Here is a 15,871-nt window from a genome sequence, read left to right on the forward strand (position 1 = left end):
ATAACCAAGGACAATGGCAACGTTTGTTGCACAGTGTCCGCTGCATCCTGTTTTAATGCGAAATGTATCATTTGTTCGCAATTTAAGTAAAATTTACCACAGGTCATGTCATTTTCTATGACTTATATGACAAATCTTTGTTGATATCGCGCAACTTGAGACTTTAGATACACCTTGACATAGAAAGTCCTGACAAATGTACGTCAATTTGGCAAATAAGCATTCAAAACGTTGCGTGCTTTAAGGAATGAAATACCGGCTTTTGCCGACAATGACACCTTTCGATCACAAAATATTGCTAGCTTTAGCGTAGCCGCGCGTTTGTCGACAATGTCGCAAATTGACAACAACCGACAATGCGTCACGATGGACACCGCCTGACACTCCCGCAATGCCCCACGCAGATGACAGCTTGGTCGAATATGCCCCGCTAGTGCGGAAGCTGGCCCTGCAATTGCTCGCCCGGCTGCCGGCCAGCGTCGAACTCGACGACCTGATCCAGGCCGGCATGATCGGCCTCTTGGATGCGGTGCGCCGCTACCAGGAGACCGCCGACGCCCAGTTCGAGACCTACGCCACCACCCGCATCCGCGGCGCCATGCTCGACGAACTGCGTGGCCAGGACTGGCTGCCGCGCAGCGTGCGCGCCAAGGCACGCAAGATCGAACAGGCCATCCAGCAACTCGAACAACGCCTGATGCGCGCACCCTCCGAAGCCGAGATCGCGCAGCAGATGGAGATGCCGCTGGCTGAATATCAGACGCTGTTACACGACGCCCAGGGCGTGCAGATCGTCCACTACGAAGACTTCGCCACCGAGCCCGACACCGCGTCGGGCCAGACCGACTGGACCGCCACGCTGAATCACGGCACCGCCGGCGGCAACCCGCTGGACTCGCTGCTGGCCGGCGATTTCCGCCAGGCGCTGATCCTGGCGATCGACACCCTGCCCGACCGCGAGAAACTGCTGTTGTCGCTGTGCTACGAGCAGGGCCTGAACCTGAAGGAAATCGGCGCGATCATGAACGTGACCGAGGCCCGCGTCTGCCAGCTCCGGTCGCAGGCCACGGCGCGCATCCGCGCCAAGCTGCGCGAACAGGCCTGGCAACACCTGCCCCAGGAAGGGCAGATCGCGCAGATTATCTAGCCCGATGGCGCACTGCGGCCGGAATTCCAGGTAAATCGGACGTTATTCATCCCATTACGCCGCGCCCGCCCTTGTTAGCCTTGCAGGCTGACACCAATAGGTGCGCACGGCGATCACGCAGCCAGCCGCGCACCGCGATCCCTGGAATTTCGCCATGAGCGCACCCGACGTCCTGACGCAGGCCATTTCCGACGCCTACGACGAAACCCCATATATCTCGCTGCCGTTCTGCTATACGTCGCCGGGCAACCTGCGCGCGGTCGCCAGCCTCTACCAACTCGAGGCGCCGGCGCTGGAACGGGCGCGGGTGCTGGAGCTGGGTTGTGCCGCCGGGGGCAATCTGCTGCCATTCGCGCTGGCCCATCCCGAAGCCCGGGTCGTGGGCATCGACCTCTCGCCGCAACAGATCGAGGCGGGTCAGCGGACCGCCGAGGCGCTCGGCGTCCGCAACCTCGACCTGCGGGCGATGAGCCTGACCGAGATCACGGCCGACTTCGGCACCTTCGACTACATCATCTGCCATGGCGTGTTCAGTTGGGTGCCGCCGGAGGTGCGTGACGCGATCCTGCGCATCTGCCGCGAAAACCTGGCGCCGCAAGGCATCGCCTACGTCAGCTACAACACCTACCCGGGCTGGAAGGCGTCCGACGTGATCCGCGACGCCATGATCCTGAACAGCTTCGGCGCGGAAACGCCGCAGGACAAGCTGGTCCGCGCCAAGGCCATGCTGGAGCTGATCGAGGCAGGCCTGTGGCAGAACAATCCGCTGCGCTCGGCGCTGCAGGAAGCCGCCCGCAAGCTGCGCGGCCAGACCGACCACTACCTGCTGCACGAATACCTGGAGGCGATCAACACGCCCTGCTATTTCCTGGAATTCGCCGCCGCGGCGCAGCAGGCCGGATTGGCATACGTGACGGACGCCGAACCGCAACTGACGTTCCCCTCCACCTTCGGCAGCATGGTGGCGCTCGGCCTGAACGGGCTGTCGGTCAACGCCGGCCGGGAAATGCGCGAGCAGTACCTGGACTTCGCCGTCGGCCGCTCGTTCCGCAAGAGCCTGCTGGTGCACGCCGAGCGCGCCGGCGAGATCCTGGACCAGCCCGAGGGCGGCGCCTTCACCGCCATGCATTTCGCCGCCGACCTGACGCCGTTGACGGGCGCGCCGGCCGGACAACGCCAATACCGCACCGCGGCCGGCACCGCCATCACCACCCAGGATCCGGCGATGATCGCGCTGATGGAAGCGCTGGCGCAGGCCTGGCCGCAATCGCTGCCGTTCGCCGCGCTGCTCGAGACCCAGCGCGGGCACGCGGCCGACGCGTCGGCGGACGCCCTGAGCAACGCGATGATCGGCCACCTGGTGACGCTGGTGCAGGCCGGCGCCCTGCACTACCGCCTGGAGCCGGCCCCCTATCAGCCGACGCAGGCCAGGCCGCGCCTGATCCCTGGCGCCCTGCAACTACTACAAGAAGTAACAAGACCGGGATGCCAGGTCGGGATGCATAACCTCTGGCACCACCCGGTCAACGCCCCCACTGACGCCCTGTACCTCTATCTCACGCGCCACATCGACGGCGACCACAGCGCCGCCGAGCTGCGCACCCTGGCGCGCGATGCGCTGACGGCAGGCCGCCACCCGCATCCGGATGGCAAATCCTACAAGGGCGCCCGCAACCTGGACCCCGTCGCCCAGGAAATCGTCAACAGCCTGTTGACCGCCCTGCGCCGGGTCGGCCTGCTGCTGCATTGAGGAGCGCGTCCGGCGGCCTGGATCGGCCGTCGGACCCGTCCGCCTCAAGCGGTGACGCGCTTGGCTCCCCGCCCGGGAAACCCACAAGACTAGTCTGTAAGTGGTATCCAACAACATTTTGCGAATACCAAAAAAAAGCCCTAAAGATTGATTTGCGACTGCCGTAATCCTTGCAACGGAGAAATTCGAAGACGCAAGAAATCGAATTCTTCCCGTTACAACGATGGGCGGCCCCGCTGCCCGGTTTGAAGAAGCCTTTCTCTCTTGGGAGCCTAAACATGGCTGCAGTCATTAACACCAACTACTTGTCGCTGGTTGCTCAGAACAACCTGAACAAGTCGCAATCTTCCCTGGGTACCGCCATCGAACGCCTGTCGTCGGGCCTGCGCATCAACAGCGCCAAGGACGACGCCGCCGGTATGGCCATTGCCAACCGCTTCACCGCCAACGTGAAGGGTCTGACCCAAGCCGCTCGTAACGCCAACGACGGTATCTCGCTGGCCCAGACGACGGAAGGCGCCGCCTCCGAAATCAACACCCACCTGCAGCGCGTTCGCGAACTGACGGTGCAGGCCGGCAACGGCAGCTACTCGCAAGAGCAGCTGAACTCGATGCAAGATGAAATCAAGCAACGCCTTGACGACATCGACCGCATCTCGCAACAAACCGACTTCAACGGCGTGAAGGTCCTGTCGGGCAACGCCAAGCCCCTGACGCTGCAAGTCGGCGCCAACGACGGCGAAACCATCACCCTGAACCTGTCGGAAATCAGCGTCAAGACGCTGGGTCTGGACGGCTTCAACGTCAACGGCTCGGGCGTGACCCAGAACCGTACGGCCACCGTGTCCGACCTGCAAGCCGCTGGTGGCGTCGCCGCCGGCAACGACTGGACCGTGACCACCAACCACGCCAGCGCCACCGCTGACCAGGTGTTCGCCAAGCTGGAAGGCGGCAACAAGGTTACCGTCGGCACGGGCACCGGCGCCACCGTCTACACCTACGACGCCGCCAACAAGAACTTCACGTTCACCGACAAGTCGGCTTCGGACGCTGCTTCCGTGACCGCCCTGGCCAACTCGCTGCGCCCGGCCACCGGCACCACGACCGCCACCTACACCCACAGCAACGGTTCCGCTTCGACCTCGTTCGAAGTCGACGCCACGGGCAAGGTCACCATCGGCGGCCAAGCTGCCTACCTGGACGCCGCCGGCAACCTGACGACCAACAGCGCCAGCGCCACCGCTGCCACGCTCGACTCCGTCATGACCGCCGCGTCGAACAACACCGGCGCCGCCGGTTCGTCGTCGGTCGCCATCGGCGGCAAGACGTACTCCAACACGGGCACCGCCAACCAACTGTCGTTCACCAACACCATCGCCTCCGATGCGCTGCTGGCCAACGTCAAGGCCGCCGCCAACTCGTCGATCCAACTGGGTCAAGGCATCACCAGCGCCACGGTCACCCTGGCCAACGGCACCTCGACCGACACGTACGTCGACGACAAGGGCGCGTTCACGACCACCAAGACGTTCGATACCGTCTACACCGTCGATCCCAACACGGGCAAGGCCACGGTCAAGAGCGGCACGGGCACGGGCGACTACGCTCCCAAGGTTGGTTCCACCGCCTACGTCAGCGCCTCGGGCAAGCTGACCACGGACACGACCAGCAAGGGCACGCTGACCACCGATCCGCTGAAGACGCTGGATGCCGCCTTCACCAAGCTGGACAAGCTGACCGGTGAACTGGGTGCCGTGCAGAACCGCCTGGAATCGACCATCGCCAACCTGAACAACGTGGTCAACAACCTGTCCAACGCCCGTTCGCGTATCCAGGACGCCGACTACGCCACGGAAGTGTCGAACATGTCGAAGGCCCAGATCCTGCAACAGGCTGGCACCTCGGTTCTGGCGCAAGCCAACCAAGTGCCGCAAACCGTGCTGTCGCTGCTGCGTTAATTCACGGCAAGCAGAACGGACGGCGGGCAAGCTCCGGCTTGCCCTCCCGGCCAGCCGGCCAAGGCCCTTCGCGTCCTGGCCGGCCACCCCGAACCCGCCTCACGGCGGGTTTTTTCATTGGCGCCGACTACGCGTGGTTTCACCGAAACTGGCGGGGAATTGGCACGCTGATTCGCCGAATGAGCGAACCTCGGCATTCATAGAATTACCGCAATAGTCTCCCGGGGTTCGTCCCCTCTTCGCGAGTCACATGTCTTATCCGGCCCATACCCAACGACAAGCCGCCGCCGACCCCGGACGCCTGGCCCCGAGCCATTCCCCTGTCCGGCTGCGTGCCACCGCCCATCTGTACGGGGTCGACACCGTCCCCCTGGACAATGCCCGCGTGCTGGCCATCGGCTGCGGCGACGGTGCCGGCCTGCTGCCCTTCGCGCTGGCCCACCCGCAGGCGCAGGCAGTCGGCATCGACGGATCCGAGACACTGGTGGCGCAAGGCACGGCAGCCGCCCGGCAACTGGGCGCGGCCAACCTGACACTCTACGTGGGCGAGGCGGCCGACATCGGCACCCAATTGGGCCTGTTCGATTACGTCATCGTCACGGGCCTCTATAGTTACCTGCCCGCGCCGGCGCAACAGGCGTTGCTGCAGGCCTGCGGGCAACTGCTGTCGCCGCGCGGCATTCTCTACCTGGACTGCCATGTCTACCCCGGCGCCAAGTCGCTGGAAGTGGTGCGCGACGCCATCCTGCTGCACGGCCACGCCGCGCAGAACGACGCCGAACTGCGCCAGAGCGCCACGGCGGCGCTGTCCCTGTTCAAGGACGGCCTGGCGGCGTCCAACCCGCACGCCTCGACCCTGGCGGCCGCGGCGGAGCAATTCGCCCGCGCCCTCGGCGACACGACGGCCGGCGCCAATCCGCTGTCCTGCAACCCCAGCTATTTCGTCGAACTGGCCGGCGTGGCCGCCCAGGCCGGGCTTGCCTACCTGGGCGATGCGCAGCCGTTGAGCGAATTGCCGCTGTCGTTCGGCCAGGGGGTGTCGCTCAACCACAGCCTGCTCGCCATGGGGCAGCCGGTTACGGTGCGCCAGCAATACCTCGACTTCGCCACCGGGCGCGCGTTCCGCCAATGCCTCTGGCTGCGCAACGAACGGTCCGCCGAGGTCCAGCGTCCGGACCTGGCGCGGCTGCGCGACTTGCGTTTCGCGTCCGGCCCGATCCGGCTGGCCGCCAACGGCCAGGAACAAGGCGCCACCTATGTGAACCACCTGGGCCGCGCCCTGGTCACGCACGACGCCGACGTGGTGACGGTGGTGGACACACTGGCGCATGCCTGGCCCGGCTCGCTGCCGTACAGCACCCTGCAGGCGGTTCTGCTGTACCGCAATCAGATCGACAACGATGCGGGGACCAAGATCCTACAGCGCGTCCTGCAGACGTTGCTCGAGCACGACCTGGTGCACTACTGCCTCGACCGCGGCCCCTATGACACCGAGGGCGGCGACACCTTCCACCTGCTGCCGTTCATGACCGAAACGGTAGCGGACGGCGAACCCGCGCTGCCCCGCTTCAATCTCTGGCACGAGGCCGTCAACTACCTGCCGCCCCCCGAGCAGGCCGCGGTCGTGGCCAACCTGGCGGCGGGCCGCCTGCCCAGCGCGGCAGCCGACCTCACCCCTGCCCCCCAACCCGCGGACGTGGCGGAGACCCTGGCACTGCTCAAGCGCTATGCCTTGACCCAAGGCGGCCCCAAGGCCTGGGCCGACCTGCTGCGCCGCACGCTCGAGGCGGCCGGGGAAGCGTACATGCCGCTAGCGGGCATGTACGCCAGCGCGCGGGCCTGCATGAGCCTGAACTCCCGGGTGCTGCACGCCAGCGGACACCAGCCGAACCCGCCGGCCGGCATCGCGGCACCGGTCAAGCGCATGCACGAACTGATGGTGCAGAAGGCCTACCTCGAGGCGGAACCGGTGGCGCGCCAGCTGACCAAACTGTCGCCGCGGTTCTGGGATGCCTGGGAAGCGCTGACCGTCGCCTTGTTCAGCACCTTCCGCAGTCCCCAGGCCCTGCTGCCGGCGCTGACCATGCTGAACCTGGCGCCAGCCGACCCGCAGAGCCACATCGTGCTCGCCGCCGTCCTGACCCAGCTGGGACGCACCTCCGAGGCCATCGGCGTGGCCCGCCGCGCGATCGAACTGGAACCGCGCAGCGCCGAAACCCACTCCGCCCTGGCCGACGCGCTGGCCGCCGAACGCCGCTACAAGGAGGCCGAGGCCTGCAACCAGACGGCCCTGGACCTCGATCCGACCCATCGCAAGGCGCTCATCAACCTGAGCAAGATCTACATCGACTCGGGCGAGGTGACCAAGGCCGAGCTGATGACCCGCAGGACCCTGACGCACTACCCGACCGCCCCGGTGGCGCGCAACAACCTGTTGTTCGCCATGAACTATTCGGACGATCGCACGGCCGAAGAGGTGTTCCAGGCCTACCGCGACTATGACACCGACCTGTGCATGCCGCTGCGTTCGAGCTGGAAGCCGCACGCCAACACGCGGGACCCGGCGCGCAAGCTCAAGGTCGGGTATGTCTCGCCCGACTTCCGCCAGCACTCCGGCAACTACTTCATCGAGCCGGTGTTCGCGCACCATGACCGCGAGCGCTTCGAGCTGACCGCCTACGCGGAACTGGCGACCGAAGACGCGACCACGCCGCGCCTGAAGGCCTATTTCGACCACTGGGTGCCCACCGCGGCGCTGACTGACGCGCAGCTGGCCGAACGCATCCGCGCCGACGGCATCGACATCCTGATCGACGTCGCCGGCCACACCGCCGGCAACCGCCTGGGCGCGTTCGCGCGCAAGCCGGCGCCGGTATCGCTGACCTGGCTGGGCTTCGGCTACACCACCGGGCTGTCGGCGATCGACTACATCATGACGGACGGCGTCATGCTGCCCGAGGGCTACGAGCACCTGTTCTCGGAAAAGCCCTGGCGGCTGCCGCAAGGCAATTTCATCTACCGCCCCGGCGGCGGCATGGGCGATCCCGGCCCGTTGCCGGCCCTGAAGAATGGTTACGTGACCCTGGGCACGCTGACCCGCGCGATCCGCATGAACGACCGCACGGTCAAGGTCTGGTCCGAGATCCTGCGCCGCCTGCCGCAGGCGCACCTGGTGGTCAACAGCACCAGCTACCGCGACGGCCCGATGTGCGAGCAGTTGATCCGCCGCTTCGAGGCCCATGGCATCGAACGCCAGCGCCTGGAGATCGGCTGCACCAGCCCGGCCTGGGACGTGCTGCGCGGCATGGACATCGGGCTGGACTGCTTCCCCCACAATTCCGGCGTCACGCTGGTCGAGACCCTCTACATGGGCGTGCCCTACGTGACGCTGGCCGACCGTCCCAGCGTCGGCCGCATCGGCGCCTCGGTGCTCCAGAGTGTCGGCCACCCCGAATGGATCGCCGACAACGAGGCCGCCTACATCGACAAGGTCGTGGCGCTGGCCGGCGACATCCCGGCGTTGCAAACCCTGCGCGGCACGCTGCGCGAGCAGATGCACGCCAGCCCCCTCATGGACGAGCCGGCCTTCGCCCGCAAGTTCGAAGCCGCCCTGCGCGGCATGTTCACGAATTGGTGCGAGAACCAAGCATGAAAGCAATCATTCTGGCCGGCGGCCTGGGCACCCGTATTTCCGAGGAAACGCATACGCGTCCCAAGCCGATGATCGAGATCGGCGGCCGCCCGATCCTGTGGCACATCATGAAAACCTACTCCGCCCACGGCGTGAACGAGTTCGTGATCTGCTGCGGCTACAAGGGCTACATGATCAAGGAGTATTTCGCCAACTACTTCCTGCACATGTCCGACGTCACCTTCGACATGGCCGACAACCGCATGGAAGTGCATCAGCGCAAGGCCGAACCCTGGCGCGTGACGCTGGTCGACACCGGCGAGAACACCATGACCGGCGGCCGCCTCAAGCGCGTGGCCGACTACGTCAAGGAAGAAGAGGCGTTCTGCTTCACCTACGGCGACGGCGTGGCGGATGTCGACATCAGCGCCCTCATCGCGTTCCACCGCCGCCATGGCGGCCAGGCGACCGTCACCGCGGTGCAGCCCCCCGGCCGCTATGGCGCGCTGCGGCGCGAAGGCGACCGGGTGACCGGCTTCACCGAGAAGCCGCGCGGCGACGGCGGCCTGATCAATGGCGGCTTCTTCGTGCTGTCGCCCAGCGTGCTGTCGCTGATCGAAGGCGACGACACCAGTTGGGAAGCGGCGCCGCTCGAGGCCCTGAGCCGCGACGGCCAGTTGCACGCATACGAACACCTGGGCTTCTGGCAACCGATGGACACGCTGCGCGAGAAGAACCTGCTGGAATCGTTGTGGAGCACGGGCAAGGCGCCATGGAAAGTCTGGTAAGCCCGACCGCCGCGTTCTGGCGCGGCAAGCGTGTGCTGCTGAGCGGCCACACCGGCTTCAAGGGTGGCTGGCTGGCGCTGTGGCTGCACCGACTGGGCGCCCAGGTCACTGGCGTGTCGTTGCCCCCGGCCACCACGCCCAGCCTGTTCGAGGCCGCTCGCGTCAGGCAGGCCGTCGACCATCATGAAGCCGATATCCGCGACGCCGCCGCGTTGCGGGCGCGGGTGCGCGACGCGCGGCCCCAGATCGTGCTGCACCTGGCCGCCCAGGCACTGGTGCGGCCCAGCTACGCCGAACCGGTGGACACGTTCGCCACCAATGTGATGGGCACCGCGCACCTGCTGGACGCGCTGCGATCGGCGCCGGACGCCAGGGTGGCCGTCATGGTCACCACCGACAAGGTCTACCGCAACAACGAATGGCCCTACCCGTACCGCGAGCACGACACGCTGGGCGGCCACGATCCCTATAGCGCCAGCAAGGCGGCCAGCGAACTGGTCATCGCCTCGTACCGCGACGCCTTCCTGAAACAACAGGGCCTGGCGGTCGCCAGCGCGCGCGCCGGCAACGTGATCGGCGGCGGCGACTGGTCGGTCGACCGCCTGCTGCCCGACGCCGTGCGCGCCTGGCGCGATGGCGGCGAGCTGCACGTGCGCCGGCCCCAATCGGTGCGGCCGTGGCAACACGTGCTGGAACCCTTGGCCGGCTACCTGACCCTGGCGGAGACGCTATGGCGGGATCCGGCGCTGGCCGACGCCTACAACTTCGGACCGGATGCCGCCGAGGCCGCGCCGGTGCGCACGGTCATCGACCTGGCGCAGGCCGCCTATGGCCGCGGCCGCACGGTCTATGCCGAGCATCCGCAAGGACCGCACGAAGCCGGCCTGCTGACGCTGGATACCTCCAAGGCCCGCGCCGTGCTTGGCGTGGCGCCGCGCTGGCCGCTGGCCACGGCGGTGGCGCGCAGCATGGACTGGTATCGCCGCTTCGACGCGGGCGAGGACGCGCTGGCGCTTTGCCACGCCGACATCGACCGCTACACGGGGCCGCAATGAGCCTGGAAATCCATGACACGCCGCTGGCCGGCCTGAAGCGCGTGCGGCGCCACCCGCGCGGCGATACGCGCGGCTTCCTGGCGCGCCTGTTCGATGCCGAGGCCCTGCGGGCCGCCGGCTGGGACGGCGCCATCGCGCAGGTCAACCATACCCATACCGCCCGGGCCGGCACGGTGCGCGGCATGCACTACCAGTTGCCGCCGCACGCCGAGATGAAGCTGGTCAGTTGCATCCGCGGCGAAGTGTGGGACGTGGCGGTGGACCTGCGCCGCGGCTCGCCCACCTTCCTGCAATGGCACGCCGAGCGCCTGTCCGCCGACAACGGCTGCGCGCTGCTGATCCCGCAGGGTTTCGCCCATGGCTTCCAGACGCTCGGCGACGACGTCGAGATGCTGTATTGCCATTCCGCGGCCTACGCCCCGCAGGCCGAGGCCGGCCTGCATTTCCAGGATGCCCGCCTGGGCATTGCCTGGCCCCTGCCCCCTACCCTGGTGTCCGAGCGCGATCAGAACCATCCGCGCCTGAATGCCGCCTTCCCGGGAGTCGCACTGTGAAGTGCCGCCATTGCCAGGCCGAACTGAGCCTGCCCTTTCTCGACCTGGGCCACGCGCCGCCGTCCAATGCCTACCTGAGCGCCGATGCGCTGCGCGGCCCGGAAACCTGGTTTCCGCTGCGCCTGCTGGTGTGCGAATCGTGCTGGCTGGTCCAGACCGAGGACCACGCCGGCCGCGAAGCCCTGTTCACCGACGACTACGCCTACTTCAGCTCGTTCTCGTCGTCCTGGCTGGCGCATTCGCGCCGCTACGTCGACGCCATGGCCAGCCGCTTTGGCCTGGGCCCGCAAAGCATGGTGTGCGAGATCGCCGCCAACGACGGCTACCTGCTGCAGTACGTCCAGGCCGCCGGCATCCCCTGCTACGGCGTCGAGCCCACCGCCAGCACGGCCCAGGCCGCGCGCGAACGCGGCATCGAGATCGTGCAGCGCTTCTTTGGCGTCGAACTGGGCGACGAGCTGGCCAGCACTGGCCGCGCGGCCGACCTGATCGCCGCCAACAACGTGCTGGCGCACGTGCCGGACATCAACGATTTCGTCTCGGGCTTCGCCGCGCTGCTCAAGCCCCAGGGCGTGGCCACCTTCGAATTCCCGCACCTGCTGCGCATGGTGCGCGAGAACCAGTTCGACACGGCCTATCACGAACACTATTCCTACCTGTCGCTGACCGCGGTCGCGCGCATCTTCCGCGCCAACGGCCTGGCGGTGTTCGACGTCGAGCACCTGCCCACCCACGGCGGCAGCCTGCGCGTGTATGCCCAGCGGCTCGACACCGGCAAGCATGAGGTGACGGCGGAGGTGGCGCGCACGCTGGACGAGGAGCAACAGGCCGGCATGACCGGCGCGGCCTTCTACGAGCGCTTCCAGCAGCAGGCCGAGCGCATCAAGAACGACCTGCTGGCGCTGCTGGTGGAGCTGCGCCGCAATGGCAAACGGGTGGCCGCCTATGGCGCCGCCGCCAAGGGCAACACGCTGCTGAACTTCGCCGGCGTGCGGCCGGACCTGCTGCCCTACGTGGTGGACCTGAACCCGGCCAAGCAGGGCAAGTACCTGCCGGGCAGCCACATTCCCATCGTCGCCGAGGACGTGCTGCGCCAGGACCAGCCCGAATACATCGTGGTGCTGCCGTGGAACCTGAAGACGGAGGTCTCGCAGCAACTGGCCTACGCGCGCGAGGGCTGGCACGCCAAGCTGGTCACGGCCGTGCCCGGCCTGGCGATCGACGGCGGCCACGACGCATGAACACCGCGCCGGTCACCGTCCTGGGGGCAACGGGCTTCATCGGCCGCCACCTGCTGGCGCGCCTGCGCGCCGATGGCATCGCCTGCGAGGCGCCGGCGCGCGATGATGCCGGCCTGTTCGACCGCCCCCTGGGTCACGTGATCTACGCCATCGGCCTGACCTCGGACTTCCGCGGCCGGCCGCTGGACACGGTAGAAGCCCACGTCTGCCTGCTGCGGCGCCTGATCGAGGCGGACAACTTCGACAGCCTGACCTACCTGTCCAGCACCCGCGTATATGCCGGCGCCAGCGACACCCGCGAGCAGGCCGCGCTGACGGTCAACCCGAACCACGCCAGCGATCTCTACAACCTGTCCAAGCTGATGGGAGAGTCCCTGTGCCTGCACGGCGGCCATCCGCGGGCCCGGGTGGCGCGCCTGTCCAATATCGTGGGCCTGCGCGACGCGCCCGACAGTTTCATCGACCAACTGCTCGAGGAAGGCGCGCGCGACGGCCGGATCATGCTGCACACCACGCTGTCCTCGCGCAAGGACTACCTGTACATCGACGATGCCGTGGCCCAGATCCTGGCCCTGGCGCAATCGGACGCCACCGGCATTTTCAACGTCGCCCACGGCCAGGGCGTCGACAACCGCGCCATCGCCGACTGCCTGGAAGCCGCCCTGGGCTACCGCGTCACCGAAGCGCCCGACGCGCAGCCCTGGGCCTTCGCCGATATCGACACCCAACGCATGCGCACCCGCTTCGGCCTCGCGCCGCGCGCGTTCGCCGATTATTTCCCGCTTTTTCTGGCGCAGTACCGCCAACGCAAAGGAATCTGAATGTCCTACCTTGAAACCACGCCCGACGCGCATCCCGAATACCGCCAGGAAAAGGCCGCCCGCATCGGCTCGTTCGCGACCGACCAGGAATTCCGCGAACTGTCGATCGCCTGGCGCCAGATGGCGCTGGAGCGCAAGTACATGAACAACTTCTCGTGGGCTGGCCGGCCGCTGATCCAACTGCCCATGGACGCCATGGCCATGCAGGAACTGATCTGGGCGGTCAAGCCGGACCTCATCATCGAGACCGGCATCGCCCACGGCGGCTCGCTGATGCTGTCGGCCTCGATGCTGCAGTTGCTGGGCGCCGGCGAGGTGGTCGGCGTGGACATCGAGATCCGCGAGCACAACCGCCGCGCCATCGAGGCCCACCCGCTGGCCGGCCGCATCCACCTGATCGAAGGCTCCAGTATCGACCCGGCCACCATCGCCCAGGTGCGCGCGCACGCCGAGGGCAAGAAGAACATCATGGTGTGCCTGGATTCGAACCATACGCACGACCACGTGCTGGCCGAACTGAACGCCTATGCCGACCTGGTCAGCGTGGGCAGCTACTGCGTGGTGTTCGACACCTTCGTCGAGGACATGCCGGCCGACTACGAATGGCCGGGCCGCCATTGGGGCAAGGGCAACAACCCCAAGACCGCCGTCTGGGAATGGATCAAGAGCCACCCGGAATTCGAGATCGACCGCTCGGTCGAGGATCGGCTGCTGGTGACCTCGGCGCCCGACGGCTTCCTGCGCCGCAAAGCCTGACCGCACCCCAGGCGGCATCATGATCGAGATCGACCCGAGCGCCCGCGTATCGCCGCTGGCCGACATCGAGGATTCCACCCGCGGCACGCGGATCGTGATCGGCCCCGGCGCCGTGGTGGATTCGTTCGTCAAGATCAAGCCCGCCGGCGGCGCCGGGGACGTCCTGATCGGCCCCGACTGCGTCATCAATTCCGGCTGCGTGCTCTACACCGGCCACGGCATACGGATGGGCGCGCGCGTGGCCGTCGCGGCCAACTGCACCTTCGCCCCCGCCAACCACGAATTCCGCCGGCGCGACCTGCCGATCCGGCAACAGGGTTTCCGCCCCAGCAAGGGCGGCATCGTCATCGAGGACGACGTCTGGATCGGCGCCAACTGCGTGCTGCTGGACGGCGCCATCCTGCGCGAAGGCTGCGTCATCGCCGCCGGCAGCATCGTGCGCGGAGAAATCGCCGCCTTCTCGATCCAGGGCGGCAACCCCATGAAAGTCCTGGGCTGGCGCGAAGAAACCGGCGACTGAGACAGGCCGGCGACCAGCAACCCCTCCGTACAGACTGCAACAGAACAACGAGCGTACGCATATGCGCGAAAGATTTGAAGCCGACGGCTATCTGGTCCTGAAGGACTTCTGGAAGCACGGCGAACTCGACGAGCTGGAAGAACAACTCGGCGAATTGGGCCGTCGCATCGTCGGCCCGCAATTCGACATGCACGATTTCGGCCGCTACGAACTGGACCCGGCCACGCAGTCGCTGCTGTACGACCGCCTCAAGTACCTGCCCGCGCTGTCGCGCCTGTCGGGAAGTGCCGCCGTGGACCGGCTGTGCCGCGAACTGGGCCTGGCCCACCCCGGCCTGATGGGCTGCTGCAACATGCGCCTGGACAAGCCGGCCGACGCCCGCCACCTGTTCGCCTGGCATCAGGACACGCTCTACCTGCTGGGCTCCGAAAACGCGGTGACGCTCTGGGTCCCGCTCCAGGACGTCAACCTGGCGTCCGGCACCATCCAGGTCATCCCCGGCAGCCACAAGCGCGGTCTTTATCCCTTCAAGCGCATCAGCGACAAGGTGATCGCGCCCTACGTGCCGTTCCTGCAGCGCGACCTGAGCCTGGACTACGACGTAACGGAAACGCCCGAAACCATCACCGCCGAGCGCGGCGACGTGGTCATCTTCAAGCAATTGCTGCTCCATCGCAGCACGCCCAACCTGGGCCAACAGATCCGCTGGACCACGCAGTTGCGCATCACGGACCTGGCCGACGCCGAATACCGTCGCCAGCGCTACCCTACCGGCGATCGCAGCAACATCTTCTATGTCGACTACCCGGGGCATGACGCCCAGCGTCGTCGCGAGCAGGAATCCCAGAGAACCGCAGCATGAACGACACCACCGATCCCTCCCGCTTCCGCCAGGATGGCCGCAGCACCACCCGCGAAGTGGGCTATCGCGCGGAATTGGGCGCGTTCTTCGACGCGGCGGGCGGCAGCACCGTCGAAAAACTCGAGAACTTCGCCAATTTCGTGCCGCGCCAGAGCCTGGCGCGCTTCCTGTGCTTGACTGAACTGTTCAAGATGGCCTTGCACGTACAGGGCGACATCATGGAATGCGGCGTCAATTGGGGCGGCGGCCTGATGACCTTCGCCCAACTGAGCGCCACGCTGGAGCCGGTCAACCTGCAACGCCGCATCGTCGGCTTTGACACTTTTTCCGGCTTCACCGGCATCGCCGACCAGGATCGCCATGCCGTGGTGCAGACCACCGAGCGCCGCGAACACGGCTACCAGGCCGACAGCTACACGGATTTGCAGCGCGCCATTGCGCTGTTCGACGCCAACCGCTTCATCGGCCACATCCAGAAGGTCGAACTGGTCAAGGGGGATGTCGCCCAGAGCGTGCCCGAATACCTGGCGCGCGAACCGCAGACCGTGGTGTCGCTCCTGCATCTGGACCTGGACCTGTACGAACCCACCAAGATCTGCCTGGAGCATTTCCTGCCGCGCATGCCCAAGGGCGGCGTCATCGTCTTCGATGAGCTGAACAATCGGACCTGGCCCGGCGAGACGCTGGCCGTGATGGAGAAGCTGGGCCTGAACCGGCTGCGGATCCAGCGTTTCACCTACGAACCGCACATCAGCTACGCCATCCTCGAGTAGCCGGCCCACACGCGC

General features: G+C 66.6%; 13 protein-coding genes. All 13 read left to right on the forward strand.

Annotated features, from left to right (window positions below; all coding sequences use genetic code 11):
* The first annotated feature begins 391 nt into the window (after nucleotides 1–391).
* Nucleotides 392–1,147, forward strand: a complete 756-nt coding sequence (locus SB816_RS14940) for an RNA polymerase sigma factor FliA (protein ID WP_064525472.1) — start codon at nucleotides 392–394, stop codon at nucleotides 1,145–1,147.
* 154 nt (nucleotides 1,148–1,301) lie between these two features.
* Nucleotides 1,302–2,897 (forward strand): methyltransferase regulatory domain-containing protein, encoded by a 1,596-nt coding sequence (locus SB816_RS14945; RefSeq protein ID WP_064525475.1) that lies wholly within the window; start codon nucleotides 1,302–1,304, stop codon nucleotides 2,895–2,897.
* Nucleotides 2,898–3,175: 278 nt separating this feature from the next.
* On the forward strand, nucleotides 3,176–4,855 hold the full coding sequence (locus tag SB816_RS14950) for a flagellin (RefSeq protein ID WP_064525479.1): 1,680 nt from the start codon (nucleotides 3,176–3,178) through the stop codon (nucleotides 4,853–4,855).
* A 250-nt stretch (nucleotides 4,856–5,105) separates the two neighbouring features.
* The gene (locus SB816_RS14955) at nucleotides 5,106–8,507 is read left to right on the forward strand and encodes a bifunctional class I SAM-dependent methyltransferase/glycosyltransferase (protein WP_144658149.1); all 3,402 of its coding nucleotides are present in this window, start codon (nucleotides 5,106–5,108) and stop codon (nucleotides 8,505–8,507) included.
* On the forward strand, nucleotides 8,504–9,274 hold the full coding sequence (gene rfbF / locus SB816_RS14960; protein ID WP_175189747.1) for a glucose-1-phosphate cytidylyltransferase: 771 nt from the start codon (nucleotides 8,504–8,506) through the stop codon (nucleotides 9,272–9,274). The genes SB816_RS14955 and rfbF overlap by 4 nt, the downstream gene beginning before the upstream one ends.
* The gene (gene rfbG, locus SB816_RS14965) at nucleotides 9,259–10,329 is read left to right on the forward strand and encodes a CDP-glucose 4,6-dehydratase (protein ID WP_064525489.1); all 1,071 of its coding nucleotides are present in this window, start codon (nucleotides 9,259–9,261) and stop codon (nucleotides 10,327–10,329) included. The genes rfbF and rfbG overlap by 16 nt, the downstream gene beginning before the upstream one ends.
* Nucleotides 10,326–10,883 carry a dTDP-4-dehydrorhamnose 3,5-epimerase gene (rfbC, locus tag SB816_RS14970; protein ID WP_410547225.1) on the forward strand — a complete coding sequence of 186 codons (558 nt, stop codon included), beginning with the start codon at nucleotides 10,326–10,328 and terminating at the stop codon, nucleotides 10,881–10,883. The genes rfbG and rfbC overlap by 4 nt, the downstream gene beginning before the upstream one ends.
* Nucleotides 10,880–12,124, forward strand: coding sequence for a methyltransferase domain-containing protein (locus tag SB816_RS14975; RefSeq protein ID WP_410547226.1), 1,245 nt, complete (start codon nucleotides 10,880–10,882; stop codon nucleotides 12,122–12,124). Before rfbC ends, SB816_RS14975 begins: the two co-directional genes overlap by 4 nt.
* Entirely contained in the window at nucleotides 12,121–12,945 is an 825-nt protein-coding gene (locus tag SB816_RS14980; protein WP_144658152.1) for an NAD-dependent epimerase/dehydratase family protein, read from the forward strand. Before SB816_RS14975 ends, SB816_RS14980 begins: the two co-directional genes overlap by 4 nt.
* Nucleotides 12,946–13,701 carry a cephalosporin hydroxylase family protein gene (locus SB816_RS14985; protein WP_054431990.1) on the forward strand — a complete coding sequence of 252 codons (756 nt, stop codon included), beginning with the start codon at nucleotides 12,946–12,948 and terminating at the stop codon, nucleotides 13,699–13,701.
* A 19-nt stretch (nucleotides 13,702–13,720) separates the two neighbouring features.
* Nucleotides 13,721–14,221 carry an acyltransferase gene (locus tag SB816_RS14990; RefSeq protein WP_064525501.1) on the forward strand — a complete coding sequence of 167 codons (501 nt, stop codon included), beginning with the start codon at nucleotides 13,721–13,723 and terminating at the stop codon, nucleotides 14,219–14,221.
* A 61-nt stretch (nucleotides 14,222–14,282) separates the two neighbouring features.
* Nucleotides 14,283–15,083: a phytanoyl-CoA dioxygenase family protein gene (locus SB816_RS14995; protein WP_175189744.1), complete on the forward strand. Its 801-nt coding sequence runs from the start codon at nucleotides 14,283–14,285 to the stop codon at nucleotides 15,081–15,083.
* Entirely contained in the window at nucleotides 15,080–15,856 is a 777-nt protein-coding gene (locus SB816_RS15000; protein WP_081273497.1) for a TylF/MycF/NovP-related O-methyltransferase, read from the forward strand. The genes SB816_RS14995 and SB816_RS15000 overlap by 4 nt, the downstream gene beginning before the upstream one ends.
* Nucleotides 15,857–15,871 lie beyond the last annotated feature (15 nt).

It is taken from the genome of Achromobacter sp. SIMBA_011, from assembly GCF_046535435.1.
GTDB lineage: Bacteria > Pseudomonadota > Gammaproteobacteria > Burkholderiales > Burkholderiaceae_B > Achromobacter > Achromobacter dolens.